This window comes from Ruegeria sp. CDSA020, assembly GCF_059612345.1.
Window position 1 is genome coordinate 59,592 of the sequence record NZ_JBXWQK010000005.1, and the last position, 25,596, is coordinate 85,187.

Consider the following 25,596-nt stretch of genomic DNA (forward strand, 5'->3'; position numbering starts at 1 on the left):
ATGTAAGGTCTCATGAGTGCAAAGATCAGACTGTATGTAGAGCACCCTTTGGGTCCGGGGCAATCGGTAGAATTGACGCGCGAGCAGGCACATTACCTGTTCGGTGTCATGCGCCTGGCTGTGGGGGGGCAGGTTGCCTTGTTTAACGGACAGGACGGAGAATGGCAGGCCGAAGTGGCCGAAGCGGGAAAGCGTGGCGGTGTACTGACCTGTGTCGAACAGACCAAACCGCTGCAACGGCCACCTGACCTGTGGTTCCTGTTCGCCCCGATCAAAAAGGCACGCACCGATTTCATCGTTGAAAAGGCGGCGGAAATGGGTGCGGCGCGGATCATGCCGGTGCAGACAGAATTCACCAATTCCGAACGTATCCGCCAGGACCGCTTGCAAGCCCACGCGGTCGAGGCCGCCGAGCAATGCGGCGGTACCTTTGTGCCCGAGGTCGCCGATCTGCAGCGGCTGGACCGAGTTCTGGATAGCTGGCCCGAGGGGCGTCAACTGATGTTCTGTAACGAGGCCGAGGTCGGCTCGGCCCTGCGCCTGGCGGCGAATGAAAAGGGGTTGCCATGGGCGATCCTTATCGGACCCGAGGGCGGCTTTTCCCAACGTGAACGCGCCCGGCTGACCGCCTTACCCTATGCCCATGTCGTCAGTCTTGGCCCGCGTATCCTGCGCGCGGATACAGCAGCCGTTGCGGCTCTGACCATGTGGCAGCAGGCGTTGGGGGACTGGTCATGATTTGGCGTCTCGCGCAGGAGGCGGATCTACCGAAGATCGACCAGTTTCTAATGCGCCACATTCAGACGTCGATGTTCCCCTTGGCCAATCTGCGTGATTATGGATTGCGGGGCACGGACCGACGTGCCGTTAATATCTGGGTGTTGGGCGACGAACCCCGTGCGGCGTTCTCCATCACGAATGAGGGCATGGTTTTACCGCAATGCCCCGATTGCACGGATGAAGAACTGGCCGCTGCGATTGATCTGATCCGGGGGCGTGCCTTGTTTGGAATGGCGGCTGAGGCAACACAGGCCCGCCGGATCATGCGTCTTGCGGGGTGGGAGGAACGGCCGGCAACGCTGAACAGCGATGAACCGGGTTTCACGCTGGATTTGGAACAGCTTACTATTCCGGATGCTACAAGCGCAGAATTGGTGCCTTTGGGTGCGTTTGATCGTGAAATCGTCGAAAGGTGGCGGTCTGACTACCTGATCGAAGCAATGGAATTCAATTCGTCACGAGCGCAAAAACAGGCTGGCTTGGATTGCGACGCCTATACCGCACGTGATTCTCATCGTGTGTTGCTGGTCGACGATCGGCCTGTCGCCATGACTGGTTTTAACGCGCGCTTGCAAGAAGTCGTGCAGATTGGTGGGGTCTTTACACCTCGTGAAATGCGCGGCCGTGGATATGCGCGTCTGGCCGTCGCGCTGCATCTGGAGGAGGCGCGCCGTACGGGTGCGAAACGCGCGGTTTTGTTTGCGGCTTCCGATTCCGCTGCGCGTGCTTATATCGGTATCGGTTTTCAATCCGCGGGGCAGTACTCGCTCATCCTGTTCATAAACCCAGAGGATACCGCATGAGTTTCATCCGACCCGAAGCGAAACTGGCCCTGTGGCGCTGGCGCGAAGTGCTGGTTGCCGGTGTCATTCTGTTGGTTGGCCTCAGCTGGATCAGCGGCCCGGGTGGGTTGCTGGGCTGGTTGGGCTGGGTTTTGGTGGCGGTGTCGGTTGCACTGGCCGTGATCGGGGTTCAGCGCGCCAGGTTTCGCACCGGCGTCGGTGGCCCCGGAGTTGTGACCATCGACGAAGGCCAGATATCCTATTTTGGCCCGCTGGACGGTGGCATGGTCGCGACACGGGAAATCGAGCGGTTGGCGTTGGACCCATCCTCGAACCCGGCGCATTGGGTGTTGGAACAGCCTGGCCAGCCGACACTTCACATTCCTGTGAATGCCGAAGGGGCCGAAGCGCTGTTTGACGTGTTCTCGGCGCTACCGGGGTTGAAAACAGAACATATGTTGTCGGAATTGAACGGTGGGGCCGTCCATCCCGTAGTAATTTGGGAGCGTCAGCCGATGCGCCCTGCGCATATGCGGTTGCATTGACACCGCCGTCGTTTGCGACCACGACTGACCAACAAGACAGACACATCAGGATCGGAGCACGGTTCATGTCCATCCCCCAGTCCGGCGGCGGACCGATCGAACGCCACGAGCAACTTGCCGAATATCTGGAAGCGGGCTGCAAGCCCAAAGCCGATTGGCGTATCGGAACCGAACATGAAAAGTTCGGCTATTGTAAAGACTCACTGAAACCGCTGCCATTCGAAGGCACACGGTCGATCGTGGCTGTGCTTGAAGGGCTGCGTGATCGCCATGGCTGGGCCGAGGTGCGTGAGGCCGGGCATCTGATCGGTCTGGAAAAAGACGGTGCCAATGTCAGCCTTGAACCGGGCGGCGCTCTGGAATTGTCGGGCGCTCCGCTGGAAACCATCCACGAGACCTGCGACGAGGTGAACACCCACTTGCGCGAGGTCAAGGATATCGCGGATGAGATCGGCGTGGGCTTTATTGGTCTGGGCGCGGCTCCGATCTGGACCCATGAGCAGATGCCTCTGATGCCCAAAGGCCGTTATCGGCTGATGAACGATTACATGGAAAAAGTAGGCTCCATGGGCCGCGCCATGATGCGGCGCACTTGCACGGTTCAGGTCAATATCGACTTTGGGTCCGAGGCCGACATGGTGCAGAAACTGCGCGTGGCGCTGGCTTTGCAGCCTGTGGCGACGGCGCTGTTTGCCAATTCACCCTTCTTCGAAGGACAGGTCAACGGCCAGAAAAGCTGGCGCAGCCATATCTGGCGGCATCTGGACGATGCACGCACCGGTATGTTGCCCTTTGTGTTCGAAGAAGGCTTTGGGTTCGAGCGCTACGTGCAATACGCGTTGGATGTGCCGATGTACTTTGTCTATCGCGATGGCCAGTATATCAACGCGCTGGGCATGTCCTTCCGCGATTTCCTGCAGGGCAAACTGCCCGCGCTGCCGGGTGAAACACCTACTCTGTCCGATTGGGCCGATCACCTGACCACCGCCTTCCCCGAGGCGCGGATCAAGAAATTCATGGAGATGCGCGGCGCGGATGGTGGCCCATGGCGACGTCTGTGTGCGCTGCCTGCCTTCTGGGTTGGCCTGACCTATGATCAGGGCGCGCTGGATGCGGCCTGGGATCTGGTCAAGGGCTGGGATGCTGAAACGCGCGAGGAACTGCGCGTTCAGGCAGCCGTCAATGGCCTGCAGGCGCGGGTTGGCGACATCAACATGCATGATCTTGCTCGCGAAGTGGTTGCGATCTCGGAAAGTGGTCTCAAGGCCCGGGCCTATCCCGGCGCCGGTGGTCTGGTGCCGGATGAGACGCATTTCCTGAACGCGCTCAAGGAAAGCCTCGATACCGGCAAGGTTCCGGCGGATGAGTTGCTGGAACACTACAATGGCGACTGGAACGGCGATCTGACTCGAATTTATCCCGAATACAGCTATTGACCCACCGCGTCCCGCTTGCATTCGCGGGGCGGGGCCGATAGCAGGTTGGCGACCAAATTCAGAGGGCGTCATGGACGATCTTAAGGCAAAATATCTGGGGCAAATCGCCGAGGCGGGCGATGAGAACGCGCTTGAGGCGATCCGCGTCGCCGCCGTGGGCAAAAAGGGCGAGGTCGCGCTGAAGATGCGCGAGCTGGGCAAGATGACCCCCGAGGAACGTCAGGTCGCTGGCCCCGCGCTGAACGCCCTGAAGGATGAGATCAACTCGGCCCTGGCCGCCAAGAAAGCCGGTCTTGCCGATGCCGCGCTGGACGAACGTCTACGCACCGAATGGCTGGACGTTACCCTGCCGACGCGCGCGCGCCGCCAAGGCTCGATCCACCCGGTCAGCCAGGCGACCGAGGAACTGACTGCGATCTTTGCCGAACTGGGTTTCTCGGTGGCTGAAGGGCCGCGGATCGAGACCGATTGGCACAATTTCGACGCGCTAAACATCCCCGGCCACCACCCCGCGCGCGCCGAGATGGACACGTTCTATATGCACCGTGCCGAGGGCGACGAGCGCCCGCCGCACGTGCTGCGCACCCATACTTCGCCGGTCCAGATCCGCTCGATGGAGCTGCAGGGCGCGCCGATCCGCATCATTTGTCCGGGCGGCGTTTATCGCGCCGATTATGATCAGACCCACACGCCGATGTTCCATCAGGTCGAAGGGCTGGCCATCGACAAAGACATCTCGATGGCGAACCTGAAATGGGTTCTGGAAGAGTTCGTGAAGGCGTTCTTCGAGGTCGACGATGTTGAGCTGCGCTTCCGCGCCTCGCACTTCCCCTTCACCGAGCCGTCGGCCGAGGTCGATATCCGCTGTTCCTGGGATAACGGTCAGCTGAAGATCGGCGAGGGCGACGATTGGATGGAGATCCTGGGCTCGGGCATGGTCCACCCCAAGGTGATCGCCGCCGGTGGGATTGATCCGGATGTCTATCAGGGATTTGCCTTCGGCATTGGCATCGACCGTCTGGCGATGCTGAAATACGGCATTCCGGATCTGCGGGCCTTCTTTGATTCCGATCTGCGCTGGCTGAGGCACTACGGGTTTGCAGCGCTGGATATGCCGAACCTGCATGGTGGTTTGTCGCGGTGACAATCTCGATTAGCTTCGCATCTGGTGGCTGGTCATGGGTCGACATTGCGCAGGCTTTACTGCCGCCATTTGTAGCGCTTTTCGGAGCCATTGTTCTTTATTTTTGGAAGGCTAGTGCTGAGAGGGCTGAAATTCGTCGTGACGAGCGGCGCAGGGTCTACGGCGAGTTTCTACACCATTGTCGTCAACTGTGGAATGAGACCAGTTTTGGGCCGGCGGCACCAAGATTTAAATTGGAAACGACCCACCAAATACACCTTATAGATGAATTGAGACTGCTATCACCTCAAAACGTTTACGATTGCGCGGACGAGCTTCGGAGAGCATACGCAGATTTTGCGTCGCACGGTCTATCGATGACTAAGCAACAATGGCTCAACAAAACAGCCGAACAAAGGGCAAAGGATAAAGAGTGTATAAGCAAAATTACTTCAGCAACTAACAATTTGATTTCATCAATGAAAGACGACTTAAACTAGTTTTTTGGCTGTTTGGAGGCTGGCGATTTGTCTCCGTCAGTGAAGCGCTCGAAGAGCGCACGGATTTGGCCAGCATAAACTGCCCTCCACAGCCCAAGGATCACCACCCCGCGGTCTAGCGATAGCGCGGCTTGTTTCAGCCTCCCACGGGGTTGTGACGTGACTTCGTGCACGGGGCGGGTAGGCTGCAAATTATGCTCCGGATTCTGACCTGCCTGTTTTTCCTGATCCCGCTCCAAGCTGCAGCAAATGGCTGCCACGGCGACACAGCCTGCCCGCTGGGCGACCGTTCCTATCATGTGCTTGAACCCGATGGCTGGGATGGCGAAACGACTCTGCCGGTATTGCTGCATTTCCACGGCTGGGCACGGCAGGGGGATGTGGTGGTCAACCACGAAAGGATCGCAGGGGCCACCAAACTGCGCGGCGTATTGCTGGTGGCCCCGAACGGGCTGGGCAAAAGCTGGGATTTCTGGACCTCCGAGACCGATGACGTTCCCTTCGCGGATCGGGTGCTAGAGGATGTGGCGACGCGCTATCCCATCGACCCGGATCGCATCTATGTCTCGGGCTATTCCTATGGCGGCGCGATGGCGTGGCGCTATGTCTGTCAGTCCGGCGATGACGTTGCGGCCCTGCTGGCTGTAGCTGGCAGCATTCGCCAGACCGAAGATTGCCCGCAGGCCCCGCGCCAGGTGCGCCATGTGCATGGGTTGGACGACACGGTGATGGATTTTCCCTTGGGTCCGGGCGGGGACACGACCTATCCGGTGGCGTTGTGGAAGGCGAAGTTCGATTGCAACGGTGCAACCCCGCGTGGCGATTGGAGCGTGAAGCCTTTCCTGACCCTCAGCCGTGTGGAGTGGACCGATTGCGCGCAGGGGCAGGTTACGTTGGACACGCATCCGGGCGGGCATTTCATCCCTCATGGCTGGATCGGCTGGCAGTTGGATGAGCTGGCCGGGCGCCCTCCAGCCTATCCCTGATCTGTTTGACAGCCCCCTAACATCCGGGGTCATCTGCGCAGGCCATCTGACCAAGGAGCCTTGCCCGATGAAACCCCTGCTGGTGACCGCCGCGATCCTGACCGCAACCTCTGCCCTGGCGCGCGACGCCTATCCGCCTGTTGATGTGTTGGTGCAAACGGACAAGTCCGTGATCGGAGAGCCGCTGGAATACCCGGAGGGCACACCGCAAATCACCATGGCCATAATTACCATGCAGCCGGGTCAGCTGACCGGTAGTCACCGACATAATGCTCCGCTGGTGGCCTATGTGCTGGAAGGGGAAATCACTGTCGATTACGGCGCGGCGGGGACAAAGACCTACAAAACCGGTGATGCCTTTGTCGAAGCGTTCCGATCCCCGCATGTGGGGGCGAATACGGGCGAAAGCATCGCGCGGATTTTGGCGGTGTTTGCCGGATCGGATAGCGTCGCCAACACAGTTGCCGAACAGTAGGTGATCATGTGGCACACGGCCTCTTTCCCCTTGTCTGAATATCCGTTACACGCGGGCTGACCCAAGATTATGCGGAATACGACCGATGAAATTCACCCTTTCCTGGCTCAAGGATCACCTGGACACTGACGCGTCGGTCGATGAGATCGCCGAAACGCTGACCGATCTGGGGCTCGAAGTCGAAGAGATCGTCAATCCGGCGGACCGACTGGCGGGTTTTACGCTGGGAAAAGTGACCCATGCCGAACAGCACCCTGATGCCGACAAGCTGCGGGTCTGTACGGTTGCGACGGATGAGGGTGATCTGCAGATCATCTGCGGCGCGCCCAATGCGCGCGAAGGCATCACCGTCGTGGTCTGCAAACCGGGCATGTATATTCCGGGCCTGGACATCACCATCAGCGTCGGCAAGATCCGCGGTGTCGAAAGCTTTGGCATGATGGCCTCGGAGCGCGAGCTGGAGCTGTCGGAAGAGCATGACGGCATCATCGAGCTGCCCTCGGGTGAGGTCGGCGATCGGTTCGTTGACTGGCTGGCCGAGAATGATCCCGCAAAGGTCGATCCGATGATCGAGATTGCGATCACCCCGAACCGCCCCGATGCGCTAGGCGTCGCCGGGATCGCGCGCGATCTGGCGGCACGCGGGGTCGGCACGCTGAAAGAGCGCGACTATGTGCCGGTGCCGGGCGATTTCGTCAGCCCGATCAAAGTGACGATTGATGATGACACGCTGGACGGAGCACCGCATTTTACCGGGCGTCTGATCAAGGGTGTCAAGAACGGCCCCAGCCCGCAGTGGCTGCAGGATCAGTTGAAGGCGATCGGCCTGCGTCCGATCTCGGCCCTGGTGGATATCACCAACTATATGACCTTCGACCAAAACCGTCCGCTGCATGTCTTTGATGCGGACAAGGTTCAGGGCAACCTGCGCGTACATAGGGCCAAGGGCGGCGAAAAGCTGGTGGCGCTGGACGAAAAGGAATACACGCTGCAACCCGGCATGATGGTGATTTCGGACGACAACGGCCCGGAATCCATTGCAGGGATCATGGGCGGCGAAGAAACCGGCTGTATCGAGGATACCGTGAACGTCTTCCTCGAAAGCGCGTTCTGGGATCATGTGCAAATTGCACTGACAGGCCGGGCGTTGAAAATCAACTCGGATGCGCGGTACCGATTCGAGCGCGGCGTCGACCCGGAATACACGCTGGAAGGATTGGAACATGCAACGCAGATGATCCTGGATATCTGCGGTGGCGAGGTCTCTAAAGTGGTTGAGGCAGGCAAAGCACCAAACCACGCGCGATCCTACAAGTTGGACTCGGCCCGGGTGCAATCGCTGGTCGGGATGGTCATTCCCGAAAGCGAGCAGCGCCAGACCCTGACCCGTCTGGGTTTCCGCCTTGAAGGCGAGATGGCCCATGTCCCCAGCTGGCGCCCCGATGTCATGGGCGAGGCTGATCTGGTGGAAGAGGTCGCACGAATTGCCTCCCTGACCAAGCTTCAGGGCAAGCCGCTGCCGAGGGTCACTGATGGCATTCCGAAACCGGTTATGACAGCCACTCAGCGCCGCCAGTCGATGGCGCGCCGCACCTGTGCCGCATTGGGTTATAACGAATGCGTCAGCTATACATTCATTGATCAGACATCCGCAGCGCTGTTTGGCGGTGGCGACGAAGCGACGCAGTTGGAAAACCCGATTTCGTCCGAGATGAGCCATATGCGCCCCGATCTGCTGCCGGGGCTGTTGCAAGCGGCGGCCCGCAATCAGGCGCGCGGCTATGCGGATGTGGCGCTGTTTGAAGTTGGCCCAGTTTTTCACGACGGCGAGCCAGGCGATCAGAAAATCCAGATTGCCGGCCTGCTGGTCGGTCGCGACGGCCCCAAGGATGTGCATAGCGCCACACGCCCGGCGGATGTGTTCGACGCCAAGGCAGATGCCGAGGCCGTTTTGGCCGCCATCGGCGCACCCGCCAAGGTTCAGATCCTACGCGAGGGCGACGCCTGGTGGCATCCGGGTCGGCACGGCAAAATTTGTCTGGGTCCGAAAAAGGTACTGGGCGTTTTCGGCGAGTTGCATCCGCGTGTGTTGCAGGCGATGGACATCAAGGGCCCGGCGGTGGCTTTCACTATCTGGCCGGATGAGGTGCCTCTTCCGCGTAAATCCGGGGCGACCCGCGCGGCGCTGGAGCTGCGCGATCTGCAGGCGGTCGAGCGTGACTTTGCCTTTGTCGTCGATGAAGGCGTCGAGGCACTGACGCTGGTGAATGCCGCTGCCGGGGCCGACAAGGCGCTGATCGAGGATGTGCGCGTCTTTGATGAATTCATTGGCGGCAGCCTGGGTGAGGGCAAGAAATCTCTGGCCATCACCGTTCGGCTGCAGCCAACAGATGTGACTCTGAAAGAAAAAGACATCGAAGCGGTGGCCGAGAAGATCATCGCCAAGGTTTCCAAGGCAACGGGCGGCGTTCTGCGCGGCTAACGCGACCGTAATCCAAATGCAAAGCGCGCCCTTCGGCGCGCTTTTCTCGTTTCTCAGACGCCAGTGTTGCCGTGCTGCAACGTCCCTGCGTCCTGAAAATCCAGGGGTTGAGTGGAATCACCCCCTGGCCGTAAGTCCAGCCCCCTGATGCAATCACAATCCGGAGTCGGCCCAATGCCAGATCCCAGCCTCGCAAAAGCAATGCCCAAACCCTGATTGCCCGCCAACTGACCGGCGGGCCTGTTTCCCGTTGGAGAGTTGTCATGAAACGCCAAGACATCTCGATGATCCGGCAGATTCTGCCGGAAGAGATGCCATTCTACTATTATACCGACCGGCAAAGCCCCTGGTTGCTGTGCCAGTCAATGGAGGCCGAAATGTCGGTTTCGGATCTAAAGCAATCGGGGCTGTCCCGTTTGCTGGCGCGTCCTTTGCTGAAACCCATGATCGCGCGGTGCGGTGGGGTTTTGCGGAGGCACGATGTGCTGGCCGTGGCCCATGCGGATCGCGCCGTGCGTCTGAAGGGGCTAAGCCCTGCGGCGTTCCATGGTTTAGAAGCGGTCTATCAGTCCGAATGGCTGGATTTCTGCCTGAGCTTTGAGCGCTGGTCTGGTGAACAAACCACGCGCAAGGCGCATAACCTTGTGGTGCAGTTGGGCTTCCCGACCGAGCATGCCGAGCTGTTGTGGAAATTCGAACAGCGCGCGGCGGTGGGTGCGTTCCAAAGCTGTTGGCACCCGGTACGCACGCATGGCCGTCCGACTCTGGCCTGGTGCCGCTTGGATATAGATTTAACAAGTGGCTTTTGTCTGATTGAAGAAATTCAGTCCGACTGGTTGCGCTTTGTCGGCCATGCCCGGCGTCGACTGCAATGCCGGGCGCCCCGGTCGCGTGAGTTGCGTCTGACGCGTGAATACGAGCAGGCGCTGCAGCAGAAATATGCGAAAATATGGGCCGAGGTCATGATGTTGGCAGTGTTGGTGCTGCTGCGCGACGAATTCGCCATTCGCGAAGTCTGGATGCACCAGCCAGAACCGGGCGCGCAGCTGAAAGGGATCACCTGGGGACGGTTGCCGCCTCGGTCGATCTATACCCGTTTGCCCCGCAGTTTCGGGTTCGAGCCAACATCCGAGATGCCGGGGTTTCTGGGAAGCAAGCAGCGCAGCGCGGCCCGTAAGGCAGTTCCCAACGGGCAGCCGGTGTTTTGGCGGCTGGCTTTCTGAGCCCCCCCTTGGGTCAGGTCCATTTTGTCTTTAGGGTCGCCAATAAAATCAAAGGAGAAATCAATGGGCCTGAACGTCTACCTGTCCGGAGAGATACACACCGACTGGCGCGAGCAGATCATTGACGGGGCGAAAGGGTTGGACATTTCGTTCAACAGCCCTGTCACGGTTCACGAAGCCAGCGACGATTGCGGCGTTGCAATTTTGGGGTCCGAGCCAAACAAGTATTGGCATGACCACAAGGGTGCGATGGTCAATGCGATCCGAACCCGCAAGGGCATTTCAGACGCTGATGTCGTGGTCGTCCGCTTTGGCGATCAATACAAGCAATGGAACGCAGCCTTTGACGCGGGATATGCGGCGGCTTTGGGCAAGTCGATCATAGTAGTGCACGGGCCAGATCATCAGCACGCGTTGAAAGAGGTGGATGCAGCCGCCCTGGCTGTTGCTGAACATCCCTCGCAGGTGGTGGATGTGCTGCGGTATGTTCTGACGGGTAAGCTTCCAAGCTAAATGGATGGGGTGAGGTATTGCCTCACCCCACACGTGTTAACCTGGGGAAGGAATCTGCAGCCCGCGCTGAACGGCGGGACGCGCAAGAAACCGATCAAGATAAGGTTGGAGATTTGCGTACTCATCCCAGCCAACAATGTCTCGGGCACCATAAAAATCCAACCCGCGCAGCCAGGGGACGATTGCAATGTCGGCGATCGAGTAATCCCCGGCGATCCATTCCTGGCCATCAAGTTGATTGTTCACGACATTTAACAGCCGCTTTGCCTCGTTGAGATAACGCTCACGGGGGCGCGGATCTTCGATCTCTTTCCCGGCGAATTTGTGGAAGAAGCCAAGTTGCCCAAGCATGGGACCAATTCCACCCATCTGGAACATGAGCCATTGGGTAATGCGATGTCTGTCGCTTTGTGTCTGACCCATGAATTTCCCTGACTTCTCGGCCAGATACAACAGGATCGCACCGCTTTCGAACAGGCCCAGGGGATGTCCATCAGGACCGTTCGGGTCAATGATTGCAGGGATTTTGTTGTTTGGGTTCAGCGACAGGAACTCGGAGCTTTTGACATCCGCATCCGCAAGCGTGACCAGATGCGCCTCGTAGGGCAGGCCGGTTTCCTCAAGCATGATCGAGGCTTTGACGCCATTAGGCGTCGGATAAGAATAGAGCTGAATGACCGAAGGGTCTTTGGCAGGCCATTTGTCTGTAATGGAATAAGACGCAAAATGTGTCATGGGGTCTCCTGAATAAGCCGATTGGGGAAAAATAGTCACGATTTCCCATAAAAACATACATTTTATAGTGCAATTAGCGCACAGTTGCCGTGCGTTTAGGCGCATAAAAATGACAACAGGGAAAGAGGGATGTTATGTTCCAGGAGTTCAAGACATTCATTGCCAAAGGCAATGTCATGGATATGGCGGTGGGTATCATCATTGGAGCCGCATTTACCGCAATTGTTACGTCGCTTGTTGGCGATCTGATCAATCCATTGATTGGCCTGTTCACGGGTGGGGTTGATTTCACCAACAACTACTCCGTTCTGGCCGGTGATGTCGCCGAAGGGGCGAGCTTGGAAGCGGCGCGGGAAACCGGTGCTTCTGTTTTTGCATATGGTGCGTTCATCATGGCGATCATCAACTTTCTGATCATCGCCTGGGTGGTTTTCATGCTGGTCAAAATGGTGAACCGGGTCAAAGAGGCGGCAGAAGAGGAAGCACCGGCGGAAGAAGAAGCGCCAGCCGGGCCAAGCGAGCTGGACATCCTGATGGAAATCCGCGACGCACTGAAAAAGTGACTCCTGCAGTTACGGCAGAAGAGGACCCCACCAGATAGGTGGGATTCAATTAACGATCTGAAAGCAGAAGGAAACCCGAATTGGAGCAGACGATGGAAATGGCAAATCAAGCCATGGATATGGCAAATGGCTATGTGCCAATCTTGATGAGTGCGGGCAAGGCTCTGATTGTTCTGATATTGGGCTGGATTGCGGCAGGTATGATCGCTGGGGTTGTTCGCCGCCGTATCAACAAAACGCCCCATATTGATCCGACGCTGGGCAATTTTGCCGCCAGCATGATCAAATGGGCCATTCTGGCCATGGTAATTGTGGCTGTTCTGGGCATCTTCGGGATCGAAGCAACCAGTATCGTTGCCATTTTGGGTGCTGCTTCGCTGGCCATAGGCCTGGCGCTGCAGGGTACACTTAGTGATCTGGCGGCAGGCGTGATGTTGGTTGTCTTCCGGCCGTATAAGCTTGGCCAATATGTCGACATCGGCGGAACAGCCGGAACTGTCAAAGATCTGAATCTGTTCACGACCGAACTCGTGACCCCCGACAATGTGCAGATCATTGTACCCAATGGCCAGGCTTGGGGGTCAGTTATCACCAACTACTCGGCACACGAGACGCGTCGTGTAGATTTGGTGTTTGGTATCGACTATGGCGATAGCGCGGATGCGGCGATGAAAATCATTCTGGACCTCGCAATGGCTGATGGGCGCATCCACGGCGATCCCGAGCCCTGGGTGCGGGTCACAAATCTGGGGGACAGCTCGGTCGATCTGACGGCGCGCTTGTGGTGTGCCGCTGTCGATTATTGGGATGTCAAATTTGAAATGACCAAAGCAGTCAAAGAAGCGTTTGATGCAAAAGGCGTTTCGATTCCATACCCGCATTCGGTCGAGATCCAGAAACAGGGATGATGCTCCCGCCCGTCGCTCGGGCATTAAAATACCCTCCTCCGGTTGGGCCCGGCGCCGCGCTAACCGCGCGGCGTCGTTGTTTTTGGTGCCCCGTTCAACGCTGTGAACAGGTCACGCCGCTTCGAAGAGGCGGCGTTATGCCCAACGCTGCAAACGCCCTCGGGAGAGGGCGCTTCAGGGGTTGGAGGCTTCCGTCAGGATTTGATGACGACGTTGGGGGATACCACGTCAATCCCAAGCGCTTTGCCAACCGCATAATAGGTGAGTTGGCCGGCGTGAACGTTCAAGCCAGCCAGCAGGTGCGGATCATCCTGACAGGCCTGTTTCCATCCTTTATCCGCCAGCGCCAGCATGAAGGGCATTGTGGCGTTGCCCAGTGCTATTGTTGATGTTCTTGCAACCGCGCCGGGCATGTTGGCCACGCAGTAATGCATGACGCCGTCAACTTCATAGATCGGGTCCGCATGGGTTGTGGCCTTAGAGGTTTCAAAACAGCCGCCCTGGTCGATGGCAACATCCACCAGAACCGCGCCGGGTTTCATGGTGGACAGCTGCGCGCGCGTCACCAGTTTCGGCGCTGCCGCACCCGGGATCAGCACAGCGCCAATCACCATGTCGGCTGTCTGGATCAGCTCCGCGGTCGCACCTGCAGTTGAATACTGGTTCTTGAACTGACCGCCGAACACGTCGTCCAGATAACGCAGCCGGGGCAGGGACCGGTCCAGTACCGTCACATCCGCGCCCATACCTGCGGCGATCTTGGCGGCATGGGTGCCGACGACGCCCCCACCGATAACCACAACTTTTGCTGGACCAACGCCGGGGACGCCACCCATCAGAACTCCGCGGCCGCCATTGGCCTTTTGCAGCGTCCAAGATCCGACCTGTGGTGCCAGACGGCCCGCAACCTCGGACATGGGTGCAAGCAGGGGCAGACCTCCATTTGCATCGGTCACTGTCTCATAGGCGATAGCCGTACAGCCCGATTCCAGCAGGTCATGGGTCTGATCCGGATCCGGGGCCAGATGCAGGTAGGTGAACAAAAGCTGCCCTTCACGCAGCATCTTGCGTTCGCCCGCCTGGGGTTCTTTGACTTTGACAATCATCTCTGCGGTGGCAAAAACTTCTTCTGCACTGTCCACGATGCGGGCACCTGCGGCGACGTAATCATCGTTATCAAACCCGGCGCCAATGCCAGCTCCGTTTTCGATTATCACGTCATGGCCACGAGACACCGCCTCTTGTGCGGCGTTGGGCGTCATGCCGACACGGAATTCCTGCGGCTTGATTTCTTTGGGGCAACCGATTTTCATTAGGTCTCTCCGTTCCTAAACTGCCTAAATAATGGGCGGTTTCGGGTGCAATTTCTGTGAAACTCTGCCCGCATTCCGGCTTTTCTTCGGGAAAATCTTCGCTACAATGGGTAAAACCCGCAAAGGAATTGCGTGGATGAGCCTTGATACGACAGATAGAAAGATTCTGGCCGCCTTGCAGCGGAATGGTCGTATGTCGAATGCCGAATTGTCCGAGCAGGTGAATTTGTCGCCTTCGGCCTGCCACAGGCGGGTACAGAGGCTTGAGGCCGATGGCTATATCCGCAACTACGTTGCCTTGTTGGACGCGCGCAAGATGAATGTGCCAACAACGGTGTTTGTCGAGATCACCTTGCAGGGCCAGGCCGAGGAAGTACTGGAGGCTTTTGAGAAAGCCGTTGCGCGGATCCCGGATGTTTTGGAATGCCACCTGATGGCAGGAACTGCGGACTACATACTGAAGGTCGTTGCCGAAAACACCGAGGATTTCGCCCGCATCCATCGCCAATATCTGTCTCGACTTCCAGGCGTGGCGCAGATGCAAAGCTCATTCGCGCTTCGGACTGTGTTCAAGACGACGGCGTTGCCGGTTTAACCTAGGCTGGGCCGGGATAGGTGAAAATCACCAGATGCGCCGCGTTAAAGGCGAAATGCATCAGAACCGGAACCCAAAGACGTCCTGTCGCGTAATATCCCAGGCCACATGCCGCGCCAAGAAGGGCTGCAAAGAAAACCAATGCAGGTCCACCTGCAAAATGTGCAAGCCCGAAAAGCAGGCTGGCCGCAGCAATCCCCGCAGCAGCCCCCAGGCGTTTGGAAAGTGCTGATTGCAGATAGCCACGGAAAAAGGCCTCTTCCGTGAGGCAGGTCAGAAACAGGTTGGAAAGTGCAAAGATCATCCACCAATGGGGAAGGGTGAACTCTGGCCGGATGGCACCAACTGAGAGGCCCAGTAGAAACAGGGCCGGCAATGCGACCAGCCCGACCGCCAGCGGCGATTTGCGTATATACGCTACCCCATCATTCATGCGTGGCCAGGCCAGAAGGACGGCGAACAGGATCAGAGGCTTGTCCAGGTTCAGGTACATCGTGAAATCGGTGCTGCCCGGACCGGAAGGAACCCGGTCCAGTACCAGAAGGTTATGAAAGCCCGGAACCAGATGTGCGCCCATGGCCAGGCACCACAGGATCAAGGCGATATGTCCAACAAAGGAAAACGCACCGTTCAAACCGCGTAGCATCAACGCTCCGGCAAGACCTGCTGACGCAATAGCTGCGGCAAAGGGCGTGACCAGACCCAAGGTCAGAGCAATCAGGCCAAAACAGGTCAGCAGAACGAACCCCAAAGACCATTTCCCCGAAACAGCGCATATCTGTGCGGCGATCAGGATAAACCAGGGCCAAACAACCGGCAGAACAGATATGAAATGCGCCACGGCCCCTCTCTGAAATGACCTGTGCTCTGATGCCCTCAGAACACTCGGGCTGGCAAGTCGTGTTAACAGGCTTCATACAAACTGAAGTAGGGGTGGCTCTGGCGATTGAATGATCCAGCCGAGCGGAAATGCCAAGTTTCCGAATTCCTGGGGCAGTGATCTTGCTGACCCCGGCAGATAAGCTTAGAAAAAGGCTTTCATCTACCTCCGTGATGACATCAGGCGGTTACACGCGCCTGATAGGGTCCTGACCCGTTAATTGATAAGGAGCAGACCTTGACCGACGAATTTAACCATGCACCAAAAGACTGGCTCGAAGCCGAGTTGGAAGACGCGCTGGACGAAGATTTTGAGATCGAATTCAGCGAGCCCATGCTGTCGGTGGAAGTGCGGAAGATCTACAAGGATCAGCATCCCGACATGCTGGATCGCAAGGTCTATTTCCGTAACTTGCTGCGACTTCAGGCTGAACTGATCAAGGTGCAGGACTGGGTGCAGCATACCGGTGCCAAGGTCTGTATCCTGTTTGAAGGCCGGGACAGTGCTGGCAAGGGTGGGGTGATTAAGCGGATTACGCAGCGTCTGAATCCGCGTGTTGCCCGGGTGGTTGCTCTGCCGGCGCCCAGCCGTCGTGAGCAGAGCCAGTGGTATTTCCAGCGTTACGTCCCGCATCTGCCCGCCGCCGGTGAGATCGTTCTGTTCGATCGGTCCTGGTATAACCGTGCCGGGGTCGAAAGGGTGATGGGGTTTGCCAGCAAAGATCAGGTTGATCAGTTCTTTCAGGACGTTCCCGAATTCGAACGGATGTTGGTTCGATCCGGGATCATCTTGCTGAAATACTGGTTCTCGATCACGGATGAGGAACAGCAGCTGCGATTCCTTATGCGGATTCACGATCCTATGAAACAGTGGAAACTGTCCCCCATGGATCTGGAATCCCGTATCCGCTGGGAGGCCTATACCAAAGCCAAAGAGGACATGCTGTTCCGTACCAACATCCGCGAGGCGCCCTGGTACATCGTCGAAGGCAACGACAAAAAGCGTGAGCGCCTGAACTGTATTGAGCATCTTCTGACCAAGATCCCCTATACGGATGTACCGCAGGAAAAAGTCGATCTCCCGGATCGCAAATATAATCCGGAATACGAACGGCGTGTTTTGCCGGACGACCTGTACGTGCCCAAGATTTACTGATCACGAAAACGCCCCCGGATTCCGGGGGCGTGGCTTTAGTTTTCGCTTGTCCGGCCTTCAGAACACAAAGTCGTCTCTGGCTAGGTCCGATAACAAGGTATCTTCTAGTGTCAGGGTGTGGCCGTTACCGGCATCGATGATGACGTCATTTCCGGATTGTGAAATGTGGTTCTTCATCAGATCGTTATACCCAACGATAGACTTGGCCTGCCGGAAGTTGACGATATCCTCGTCAGTGAAATCCGTTACAGTATCCGCGCCCTTGGTGAAGTAGAATTGATCCACTCCGGTGCCACCGGTCATGACATCTGCGCCATTGCCGCCAATCAGTTTGTCGTTGCCCGCGCCGCCGACAAGAATGTCGTTGCCCCCTCCGCCTTTAAGCACATCTTTTCCGCCGCCACCGTCCAGCTGGTCAATGCCATAGCCGCCTTTCAGAAGGTCTTTGCCATCCCCCCCATTCAGGTCGTCATTATCAGCACCGCCAACCAGAGTGTCATTTCCGCCTTCGCCGTTCAGGGTGTCGTCGCCGGAGCGGCCAAGCAGCTTATCACGGCCGCCGCCGCCAACCAGGATATCATCACCGCCGCGCCCATCCAAAAGGCCAGCCTGTCCGGATTTCAAAACGAACCAGTCATCCGCAGCAGTGCCGATCTTGCCAGCCCTGACGTCCAACTGCCCCGAGGGCGGTGGAGGTGTGGAACCACCGGAACCGCCCGAACTGCTGGTATCAAGCTGCAAAGGCGCAGAGGTCCGTGCAAAGTTCTGGGTCACCATGATGGCGTTCCAGCCGTCATAGTTTCCGACCTCAATCCCAATTCCAATAACGGTCACGTTGGCGTCCAGAATATTCGCGCGATGGCCGGAACTGTTCATCAGGCTGTTGTGCAGATCCTGAACGTCATCCGACAGCCCCGGCGCACCGCGGACACTCTGCCATGCGATGTTTTCAGTCGCACGCCAGCTTCCGGAGAATTCGAAGCCCGCATCTTCCATTCTGTCCGATGGTCGCGAACCTCCGGCGCCGGTATGGCTGAACTTATCGACGTTCAGCATCCACTCGCTGTGATCTTCCGCCGCTGCGTTCAGCCGAAGCTCAAGCTTGACCGGTTGTAAGCCCGCCTTCGCCCGCTCTGCATTGATCAATGCGAGCATCTGCCGTTCTAGATCGCTGGCCGTTGACATGATTCTGCCTCCAATAGATTGCGTTATTTTGGCGGGACATTAGTGGCGAGAACTTGGCGACGAGAAGACACAATCGTGCCGCTCGCGGTTGGTGGGCAGATCGCCACCGGAAGTTGAATCTGAGTTCGCGATTTATCGCGCATTGACGCTGGGTTGCGTCAGCCAGTCGCGAAAAAGCGCGCAACGTCACCCTGAAAACGACAAACCCCCGGGCGATGCCTCGGGGGTCGTCAAATAGTGTCATCCAAAACTGGACGAGGAAGGTGCTTAGAGCAAACCTTCGCGCTGTGCTTTCTTACGTGCCAGTTTACGGGCACGGCGGATCGCTTCAGCTTTCTCGCGCGCTTTTTTCTCGGACGGTTTTTCGAAATGTTGCTTAAGCTTCATTTCGCGGAACACGCCTTCGCGCTGCAGCTTTTTCTTCAGGGCACGAAGCGCCTGATCGACGTTATTGTCGCGAACACTAACCTGCATGTGGTTGTCACCACCTTTCTAGATAGAGTTGCAAGGAAATTGCAGGAATTGGCCGTATAGCAAAGCGCCTCTATCTTGTCTAGTACTGGTCCTGATAACCGGAGAACCGCCATGACAACCACCTATGAAGACGCCAAGCAGCAGCTTTTGGATGCGATGCTGACACATGTTCCCTTCGATGGCTGGTCGGAAACCAGCTTTCGCGCGGCGATTGAAGAATGTGGAATGGATGACGTTCTGGTGCGAGCGATTTGTCCGCGTGGTGCCGTTGACCTGGCGTTGGCATTTCATGCGCGCGGGGACGCAGTGATGGCAGATCGCCTTAAAACTGAGGATTTGGGCGATATCAAATTCCGTGACCGGATCGCCGCTGCCGTCCGGTTCCGACTGCAGGCCGTGCCGGATAAGGAACTCGTGCGCCGGGGTATGACCATGTTTTCGCTGCCAAGCCACGCGGCTGATGGCGCAAGGGCAGTATGGCAAACCTGTGATCTGATCTGGGACACGTTGGGAGATACGTCGGACGACGTGAACTGGTACACCAAGCGGGCGACATTGTCGGGGGTCTATTCCTCGACCCTGTTGTTCTGGTTGGGGGACGATTCGCCCGGGAATCAGAAAACGTGGGAGTTTCTGGACCGTCGTATCGACAATGTCATGCAGTTCGAAAAGCTTAAGGGGCAGGTGAGGGACAATCCTCTGTTCAGACCGTTTCTTGCTGTTCCGAATTGGTTGGCCGGGCAGGTGAAGGCTCCGGCTAAAACCCACGGCACGCTTCCCGGATTCCTGACACCGCGCAAGTAGTCCTCTTGCTACTGGGCCTTGACGTTTCAGCCTGCTAGGCATTGGCCAAAGGAGATCTACCCATGACTCAGATGATGCGCGCCGTTGAAATCACCGAACCCGGCGGTCCGGATGTTCTGCAACTGACAGAACGCCCGATGCCCCAAGCTTTGGCCGGTCAAGTGATCCTCAAAGTCGCCTATGCGGGGGTGAACCGCCCGGACGCTCTGCAGCGCGCCGGTGCCTATAATCCACCTCCGGGTGCCAGTGATCTGCCGGGTCTTGAGGCCGCGGGAGAGGTCGTGGCCGTCGGGGCGGGGGTCGAAGACCTATCCGTTGGCGATCAGGTCTGTGCTTTGCTGCCGGGCGGCGGCTATGCCGAATATGTGGCCACACCTGCGGCGCATTGTTTGCCGGTGCCAGCGGGGATGGGCCTAAAAGAAGCCGCCTGCCTGCCCGAGACCTTCTTTACCGTCTGGTCCAACGTCTTTATGCGCGGCAGCCTGAAGGCCGGTGAGCGGTTTCTGGTGCATGGTGGTTCCAGTGGTATCGGCACAACGGCGATTCAGCTGGCGAACGCCTTTGGAGCGCGGGTTTTTACGACTGCAGGCTCGGCTGAAAAATGTGAGGCCTGTGAAAAGCTGGGTGCCGAACAGGCGATCAACTACCGTGACGCGGATTTCGTAGCCGCGATGCGGGCCGAGGGCGGGGCGAACCTGATACTGGACATGGTGGGCGGCGACTATATCCCACGCAACGTTAAGGCGCTGGCCGAGGATGGACGGCTGGTGCAGATAGCCTTCCTTCAGGGGCCCGTGGTCGAGCTGAATTTTGCGCTTATGATGGTCAAACGCCTGACCTTGACTGGCAGTACTCTGCGCCCGCAAAGCGATCTGGCCAAGGCAAAAATCGCTTCGGATCTGCACGAAGCGGTCTGGCCATTGCTCGAGGCGGGAAAAGTTGCCCCTGTTATGGATAGTGAGTTTGATCTGGCTGATGCGGCGGCGGCCCATGCCCGCATGGAAAGCTCTGGCCATATTGGCAAGATTGTTCTGAAAGTTGCGGGATAAAGCTGTGTTTCAGGCCACAGCGCGCCGATAGAGATGCCAGGTGGCGTGGCCCAGTACCGGCATCACGACGATCAGGCCCAGCAACATCGGGATCGCTCCGATGACCAGCAGCGCGGCAACGATGAATCCCCAGCTCAGGATGACGCCCGGATTGTGACGCAACACCCGCACGGATGTCACCACGGCGACCGGAACGCCCACTTTGCGGTCCAGCAGCAGCGGAAAGCTGACGACGCTGATTGCCAGGGCGACGAGGGCAAACAGAAACCCAACAGCGTTCCCGAACAAGATCATGGTCCATCCAGCGGCGGTGGTGAACACTTGGGTTAGAAAGGCACCCAGCGACGCGGGCAGGTCAGGGCCGAGTGTCTGAACATAGATGCTCTGCGCGACCATCAGCCAAACCAGAAACAGCATGACCATGTAAAACGCCAAAGCCAGAATTGCACCTAGGGAAGGGGACCGGAACACGCCAAACGCATCCAGCCATCCAGCCTCGCCACCTTGTTCTCGTTTGCGGCTGATTTCGTACAGGCCAAGGGCGGCCACCGGACCCACAAGCGCAAAACCACCAACCAGCGGTGCCAGCAGTGGAACCATGTTTGTGTTCAGCCCAATTCCGAACATCAGAAAACCTGCGATCGGATAGATGAGCACCACGAATATCGCATCGGCCCTTGTATCCAGAAAATCGCTGTATCCTGCCCTCAGGCAGGCCCAAAGATCATCCATCGTCAGCGTACGAACCACTGGCAGGTGTCGTGTATCCGCGCTGCCGATATGGCTGATATTTTCAGCTAGGTGATCCCCGGTTGCACCTATGTTCCGTGCCGCCCAGGTGATCGGATTGCCAATCGTTTTGTCCATTGCCGTCCCCTCCAGCATTGCGATGTTGCGCAGCGGGGTCAATCCGGCGACTTGTTGCTTTTGGCCGGACCAGCCAGCAACGCCTTGGGCATAGTATAGCACAAATTTTCGCGTTTGGGTTGCGCCTCGCGTAATCGTGTCGATTGCCCTGCGTCACAGGCATGTTAGCTTGGCCTGAGGCTAGAGGAGGACAACATGCAGAAAACGGCACGAACCGTCGTCATCCATGAACACGGCGGCCCCGAGGTTCTGAAGATCGAAGATCGCCCACTTGGTGAACCCGGCCCCGGTGAGGTTCGTATTCGTCATCATGCCTGCGGGCTGAATTTCATTGATGTATATCAGCGCACTGGGCTGTATCCGCTGGATCTGCCTCAGGCTTTGGGCATGGAGGCCGCTGGCGTGATCGAAGCCGTTGGGGAAGGTGTAACGCATCTGGAACCCGGGCAGCGCGCGGCCTATGCTGCCTCTCCGCCCGGAGCCTATTGCGAGGCACGGGTCATGCCCGCCGCACAGGTGTGCCCGCTTCCGGATGGAATTTCTTTTGATGCGGCGGCCGCGATGATGCTCAAGGGGATGACAGTCGAATATCTGTTTCATCGCACCACACCGCTAAAACGCGGGGATACCGTGCTGTTTCATGCAGCTGCCGGGGGTGTTGGCTTGATTGCCTGCCAATGGGCCAAATCCGAGGGGATCACGTTGATCGGTACTGCCGGAACCGATGAAAAATGCAGTTTGGCGCAGTTCAACGGTGCCGCACATTGCATCAATTACCGGACCGAGAGCTTTGCCGAGCGCGTCGCGCAGATCACCAAGGGCAAAGGCGTAGACGCTGTGATGGATTCCATCGGTTCGGATACGTTTGACGGGTCGCTCGACAGCCTGAAACCGCTTGGCATGATGATCTCGTTCGGCAATGCCTCTGGCCCGGTGCCTCTGATCGACATTGGCATTCTGGCCAAGAAAGGATCGCTCAAGATAACGCGGCCAACGCTCTTCACACATATTTCGGACCACGCGGTCTGTCAGGCCATGGCGCGGCGCCTGTTCAACAAGGTCGAAGGCGGCGAGGTCAAAATCCACATTGATCAGAGGTTCCCGCTGGATCAGGTGGCCGAGGCCCATCGCGCACTTGAGGCGCGCCAAACCACAGGCAGCACAGTTCTTGAACTGTAAATGAAAGGAACCCGGCGTTTGTGCCGGGTTCCGTCACTGTTTCCTTAGAACCGGTAGGTTGCACGGGCCTGGATTGTGGTCGCGTCCACATCAATTCCGGTCGAATCGAAATCGTTGAATTCGTGATACAGGATTTCGCCTCCAACGCTGACATTGGGGGCGACAATCTGTTCATACCCAGCGCCGATGAACCAACCATCGTCACTGCCAAGATTGTCCGTGCTCGCCTCGGCATAGCCCCCGATACCATATAGCAGCCCCACCGGAGTCACTTTGTATCCGGCGCGTGCTTTCAGGCGCCAAACGTCTTCGACCTCGACGCCGGGGGTCAGTTCAATGCTGGTCCAGTCATAGTCAAAGCCGCCACCGACAACCCAATCCCCCAGATCATAATCATATCCCAACACGATACCGCCAATCGCGCCATCACCGTCGACGCCCGAAACATTGGTGTCGATATCGGCATAGCCGACCTGAAGGCCGCCGTAAAAGCCCGTCCAGTTGCCCGAGGATTGCGCCGAGGCGCCTCCGGCCGCAATAGAGGCGATAAAGGCCGCAATAAAAAATCTACCTGTCATTCTGTTAACCTTTCTTTCGAATTGGTCTTCAGCAAACCTGTGCTGCTCATTTGTACGTGGTATTGCCAGGGCCCGGTCTGACGACCGGATCGCTGTCTTTTGGCTGTTTCCGTACCTGATTTCTGTGCCGCCGCTTCGGGGCACTGGCCCACGTTTTTTGGGCTCGTTCCTGCTTGAACAACTAGGGTGAAAAATGGCGGTTTCAAATGACAATCGGCGGCAGGGTGAACTGCCGCCGATCCGGTGTTTTTCTTAGGCGGATTATTGCGCCTGCAACTCGGCCGGGCTCTTGTCGGCGATATCTTTCCAGTTGGTGTCGGCGCTCTTGTTAAAGCCGGGGATGTCGCCTTCCCAGCGTTCCTGAATATCTGCGGACAGATTCAGGTACAGCTTGTTGTCGACGATTCTCCAGTAGTTCGGGTCGCCGTCAAACTTGAAGCCCATCGCGGTGCCGAATGCGCAATAGCCACCATAGGCGGGCAGGTAGGCTTCGGGGTTTTCTTCAAACGCGACTTTGTTTTCTTCCGAGGCAAAGCGGTACAAAGCTTCGTTGTGCAGCGCAGTGATGCGGTAATCGCCCTTGGTGGCTTCGCCAGCGGTGAAGTAAGCGACCGGGTCATAGCCCTGCAGCGCCAGACCGGTCGAACTTGCGTTCAGTTCGACGCCTGCAGCCAGGGTTGAGCTTGCGATGGCAACAGACAGCGCGACGCCGCCGATAAGGGATTTGATCTTGTTCATTGTTTTCACCTTTCGTGAATCGGACTGCCGGGGGATTCCGTAATTGAGTCTGGGCAACCCTGATTGTTTTGTTCCGTGCGGTCGGTAATTGGCCGCCACGACCCCGAAGTGGGCAGCGTATTGATCACGTTCAAAACAACTAAAGGTGATTGTGTGCTGGCAAACGGATCCTGTGCGTTTCCGCTCAGGATCCTTGGGTGCGCGTACCAGCAAGGATTAGGGTTCAACCCGGAACCGGCGGGGTTCCAGCCAGCCGATGACCGGCTTGCGACTTGCGGCATATCCCGCAACCGAACGTTCCAGCCGATCCGCAAGAACGGGCAACCGGCTGACAGGAACCTTCGGGAACAGATGATGTTCGCGGTGGTAGAACATCAGATAGGCCAGCCGCGCCAGCACCCCGCGCTGACTGCGCGCGGCAACGCCACTGTCATGCGTGCCCTGATGGGTTATCCAGACCGCAAACAGGGCGGCAAGGCATTGGGCTGTGCTCATCGCAGCCACGTGCAGTAGCAGGGTTTGCGATCCGCTCAGTACAGCAGTGGCGATCACGGCAAGCACCAGCCCCCAGTCGATCAGGATGCGGCGACGGGCCTTGACGTTGGCGACCCGCCAGGCCGCACGGTTGATGTCGAAGGGAAACCGGGGTCCGTATACCAAGACCTGCGCCAGGGTCATGTGCCCGCAATTCCCCTCGCAATCGCCCGGACCCATGGCGTGTTTGTGATGCAGCAGGTGGCATTGGCAGAAAGCGTGATTAGAACCCAACATAAGCGCGCTGAGCACATGCATCACCAAGGAATCCTGCCGCCGCGACAGCCCGAGATTGCCATGGATCGCTTCGTGGTTCAGGCGCAGGGCGCACAGAAAGAACAGAAAGCTGGCCATAGCACCAAGTGGCCAGAGGGCAGTACTGTAGAGCGTCAGAGACAGCAGCAGCCAGGGCAGCGGCAGCATCAGTTCCTTGATCTTGTCCCAGCGGTTCAGGGGAACCAGGTCGGCCCATTGGATGCCTTTCGGGGCGCGTTCGGGCGGGCGTTTGGGCTGGATCATGTCATGCTCCTTCTTACATCATATTCTGAGATTTCTGTATTGAGAGAAATTTGAGGGTAAAATTTTTAGGGTGACTTGTCCCCTTGTCCCTTGGGCAGCAGCCGGGCGATGCGTCCGCCAAGTTTGACGATTGCCAGTTGAACGCGGCGAGGTAGACGGTTCACATCGACATACCAGTCGTCGAACATTTGCATGGTCTCTAGCGTCTCATCAATCCGCTGGCGCACTTTGGGCGAGGTGCCGTCATTCTGAGCCTCTTGGGCAACGATACGCAGCGCGGCCAGAGTGGGCGCATATTCACGTTCGCGGCGGCCTTCAACCACAGCTTTGGTCAGGTCAAACATGTCCCGGATCGAATGAAAGTGATCGCGCCGGTCACCCAGGTTTCGGCTGGCTTTGATCAGCTTCCAGCCTTGCAGTTCCTTCAGCCCGGTCGAGACGTTCGAGCGGGCCAGCCCGAGCGTTTCACAGATCTCATCTGCAGTCATCGGTTCGGGCGAGATGTGCAATAGCGCGTGGATTTGCGCGACCGAGCGGTTCACACCCCACTTGGTACCCATTTCCCCCCAATGGAGGATAAAGTCGCGCATGGATTCAGTAAGGTGCATGATTGTATCCAGTAATTTCTGTAATGACAGAAATTACAGATAGAAATGATTCGATCAAGAACCAATT

27 protein-coding genes are annotated in these 25,596 nt (G+C 57.8%); 17 read left to right on the forward strand and 10 right to left on the reverse strand.

What is annotated here, in order from left to right; translation table 11 throughout:
- The first annotated feature begins 12 nt into the window (after positions 1-12).
- From AC2FJW_RS09755 to AC2FJW_RS09800, 10 genes are all read left to right on the forward strand, one after another.
- A complete protein-coding gene (locus AC2FJW_RS09755) occupies positions 13-738 on the forward strand; it encodes a 16S rRNA (uracil(1498)-N(3))-methyltransferase (protein WP_496696533.1) in 726 nt (241 codons plus the stop codon).
- Entirely contained in the window at positions 735-1,583 is an 849-nt protein-coding gene (locus AC2FJW_RS09760; protein ID WP_496749970.1) for a GNAT family N-acetyltransferase, read from the forward strand. The genes AC2FJW_RS09755 and AC2FJW_RS09760 overlap by 4 nt, the downstream gene beginning before the upstream one ends.
- Entirely contained in the window at positions 1,580-2,107 is a 528-nt protein-coding gene (locus tag AC2FJW_RS09765) for a hypothetical protein (protein ID WP_271948569.1), read from the forward strand. The genes AC2FJW_RS09760 and AC2FJW_RS09765 overlap by 4 nt, the downstream gene beginning before the upstream one ends.
- A 65-nt stretch (positions 2,108-2,172) precedes the next feature.
- Entirely contained in the window at positions 2,173-3,543 is a 1,371-nt protein-coding gene (locus AC2FJW_RS09770) for a glutamate--cysteine ligase (protein ID WP_496676701.1), read from the forward strand.
- A gap of 70 nt (positions 3,544-3,613) precedes the next feature.
- Positions 3,614-4,687, forward strand: coding sequence for a phenylalanine--tRNA ligase subunit alpha (gene pheS / locus AC2FJW_RS09775; RefSeq protein WP_281995269.1), 1,074 nt, complete (start codon positions 3,614-3,616; stop codon positions 4,685-4,687).
- 673 nt (positions 4,688-5,360) lie between these two features.
- Positions 5,361-6,152 (forward strand): CE1 family esterase, encoded by a 792-nt coding sequence (locus tag AC2FJW_RS09780; protein WP_496749971.1) that lies wholly within the window; start codon positions 5,361-5,363, stop codon positions 6,150-6,152.
- Positions 6,153-6,219: 67 nt separating this feature from the next.
- Entirely contained in the window at positions 6,220-6,627 is a 408-nt protein-coding gene (locus tag AC2FJW_RS09785; RefSeq protein ID WP_496749972.1) for a cupin domain-containing protein, read from the forward strand.
- Positions 6,628-6,712: 85 nt separating this feature from the next.
- On the forward strand, positions 6,713-9,109 hold the full coding sequence (pheT, locus tag AC2FJW_RS09790) for a phenylalanine--tRNA ligase subunit beta (protein ID WP_496749973.1): 2,397 nt from the start codon (positions 6,713-6,715) through the stop codon (positions 9,107-9,109).
- A gap of 263 nt (positions 9,110-9,372) precedes the next feature.
- Entirely contained in the window at positions 9,373-10,332 is a 960-nt protein-coding gene (locus AC2FJW_RS09795) for a hypothetical protein (RefSeq protein WP_496749974.1), read from the forward strand.
- A 63-nt stretch (positions 10,333-10,395) separates the two neighbouring features.
- Complete coding sequence (locus AC2FJW_RS09800) at positions 10,396-10,845, forward strand: YtoQ family protein (RefSeq protein WP_271948554.1); 450 nt, start codon at positions 10,396-10,398, stop codon at positions 10,843-10,845.
- A gap of 36 nt (positions 10,846-10,881) precedes the next feature.
- On the opposite strand, the gene AC2FJW_RS09805 is transcribed toward AC2FJW_RS09800, so the two are convergent.
- Positions 10,882-11,580 (reverse strand): glutathione S-transferase family protein, encoded by a 699-nt coding sequence (locus AC2FJW_RS09805; RefSeq protein ID WP_142635316.1) that lies wholly within the window; start codon positions 11,578-11,580, stop codon positions 10,882-10,884.
- A 134-nt stretch (positions 11,581-11,714) separates the two neighbouring features.
- On the opposite strand from AC2FJW_RS09805, the gene mscL reads away from it, so the two are divergent.
- Together mscL and AC2FJW_RS09815 are read left to right on the forward strand one after the other, a co-directional pair.
- Complete coding sequence (mscL, locus tag AC2FJW_RS09810) at positions 11,715-12,143, forward strand: large conductance mechanosensitive channel protein MscL (protein WP_142635318.1); 429 nt, start codon at positions 11,715-11,717, stop codon at positions 12,141-12,143.
- 98 nt (positions 12,144-12,241) lie between these two features.
- Positions 12,242-13,051, forward strand: a complete 810-nt coding sequence (locus AC2FJW_RS09815) for a mechanosensitive ion channel family protein (protein WP_496696599.1) — start codon at positions 12,242-12,244, stop codon at positions 13,049-13,051.
- Between the two features lie 194 nt (positions 13,052-13,245).
- Here AC2FJW_RS09815 and ald read toward each other — a convergent pair whose 3' ends face one another.
- Positions 13,246-14,364 carry an alanine dehydrogenase gene (gene ald, locus AC2FJW_RS09820; RefSeq protein WP_271948547.1) on the reverse strand — a complete coding sequence of 373 codons (1,119 nt, stop codon included), beginning with the start codon at positions 14,362-14,364 and terminating at the stop codon, positions 13,246-13,248.
- A gap of 136 nt (positions 14,365-14,500) precedes the next feature.
- On the opposite strand from ald, the gene AC2FJW_RS09825 reads away from it, so the two are divergent.
- On the forward strand, positions 14,501-14,959 hold the full coding sequence (locus AC2FJW_RS09825; protein WP_142635322.1) for an Lrp/AsnC family transcriptional regulator: 459 nt from the start codon (positions 14,501-14,503) through the stop codon (positions 14,957-14,959).
- 1 nt (position 14,960) lies between these two features.
- Here the strand turns inward: AC2FJW_RS09825 and AC2FJW_RS09830 are convergent, their stop codons facing one another.
- A complete protein-coding gene (locus tag AC2FJW_RS09830; RefSeq protein ID WP_496749975.1) occupies positions 14,961-15,800 on the reverse strand; it encodes a CPBP family intramembrane glutamic endopeptidase in 840 nt (279 codons plus the stop codon).
- Positions 15,801-16,076: 276 nt separating this feature from the next.
- Here AC2FJW_RS09830 and ppk2 point away from each other — a divergent pair, with 276 nt between their 5' ends.
- Positions 16,077-16,994, forward strand: a complete 918-nt coding sequence (gene ppk2, locus AC2FJW_RS09835; RefSeq protein WP_271948543.1) for a polyphosphate kinase 2 — start codon at positions 16,077-16,079, stop codon at positions 16,992-16,994.
- 57 nt (positions 16,995-17,051) lie between these two features.
- Here ppk2 and AC2FJW_RS09840 read toward each other — a convergent pair whose 3' ends face one another.
- Both AC2FJW_RS09840 and rpsU read right to left on the reverse strand, forming a co-directional pair.
- The gene (locus AC2FJW_RS09840; protein ID WP_496749976.1) at positions 17,052-18,179 is read right to left on the reverse strand and encodes a CAP domain-containing protein; all 1,128 of its coding nucleotides are present in this window, start codon (positions 18,177-18,179) and stop codon (positions 17,052-17,054) included.
- Between the two features lie 267 nt (positions 18,180-18,446).
- Entirely contained in the window at positions 18,447-18,653 is a 207-nt protein-coding gene (gene rpsU, locus AC2FJW_RS09845) for a 30S ribosomal protein S21 (protein ID WP_005614280.1), read from the reverse strand.
- 111 nt (positions 18,654-18,764) lie between these two features.
- Here rpsU and AC2FJW_RS09850 point away from each other — a divergent pair, with 111 nt between their 5' ends.
- Positions 18,765-19,457 (forward strand): COQ9 family protein, encoded by a 693-nt coding sequence (locus tag AC2FJW_RS09850; protein ID WP_496712291.1) that lies wholly within the window; start codon positions 18,765-18,767, stop codon positions 19,455-19,457.
- A 62-nt stretch (positions 19,458-19,519) separates the two neighbouring features.
- Positions 19,520-20,506, forward strand: coding sequence for an NAD(P)H-quinone oxidoreductase (locus AC2FJW_RS09855; protein ID WP_496749977.1), 987 nt, complete (start codon positions 19,520-19,522; stop codon positions 20,504-20,506).
- Positions 20,507-20,515: 9 nt separating this feature from the next.
- Here the strand turns inward: AC2FJW_RS09855 and AC2FJW_RS09860 are convergent, their stop codons facing one another.
- Entirely contained in the window at positions 20,516-21,373 is an 858-nt protein-coding gene (locus tag AC2FJW_RS09860; RefSeq protein WP_496689066.1) for a DUF2189 domain-containing protein, read from the reverse strand.
- Positions 21,374-21,568: 195 nt separating this feature from the next.
- Here AC2FJW_RS09860 and AC2FJW_RS09865 point away from each other — a divergent pair, with 195 nt between their 5' ends.
- Positions 21,569-22,552, forward strand: a complete 984-nt coding sequence (locus AC2FJW_RS09865) for a quinone oxidoreductase family protein (RefSeq protein WP_496749978.1) — start codon at positions 21,569-21,571, stop codon at positions 22,550-22,552.
- Between the two features lie 44 nt (positions 22,553-22,596).
- Here AC2FJW_RS09865 and AC2FJW_RS09870 read toward each other — a convergent pair whose 3' ends face one another.
- The 4 genes from AC2FJW_RS09870 to AC2FJW_RS09885 form a co-directional block, all read right to left on the reverse strand.
- Positions 22,597-23,130 (reverse strand): outer membrane protein, encoded by a 534-nt coding sequence (locus AC2FJW_RS09870; RefSeq protein ID WP_271948532.1) that lies wholly within the window; start codon positions 23,128-23,130, stop codon positions 22,597-22,599.
- 261 nt (positions 23,131-23,391) lie between these two features.
- Complete coding sequence (locus AC2FJW_RS09875) at positions 23,392-23,868, reverse strand: YHS domain-containing (seleno)protein (protein ID WP_496693544.1); 477 nt, start codon at positions 23,866-23,868, stop codon at positions 23,392-23,394.
- A gap of 216 nt (positions 23,869-24,084) precedes the next feature.
- Entirely contained in the window at positions 24,085-24,921 is an 837-nt protein-coding gene (locus AC2FJW_RS09880; RefSeq protein ID WP_496696516.1) for a fatty acid desaturase, read from the reverse strand.
- Positions 24,922-24,986: 65 nt separating this feature from the next.
- The gene (locus AC2FJW_RS09885) at positions 24,987-25,529 is read right to left on the reverse strand and encodes a GbsR/MarR family transcriptional regulator (protein WP_496676669.1); all 543 of its coding nucleotides are present in this window, start codon (positions 25,527-25,529) and stop codon (positions 24,987-24,989) included.
- Positions 25,530-25,596: the final 67 nt, after the last annotated feature.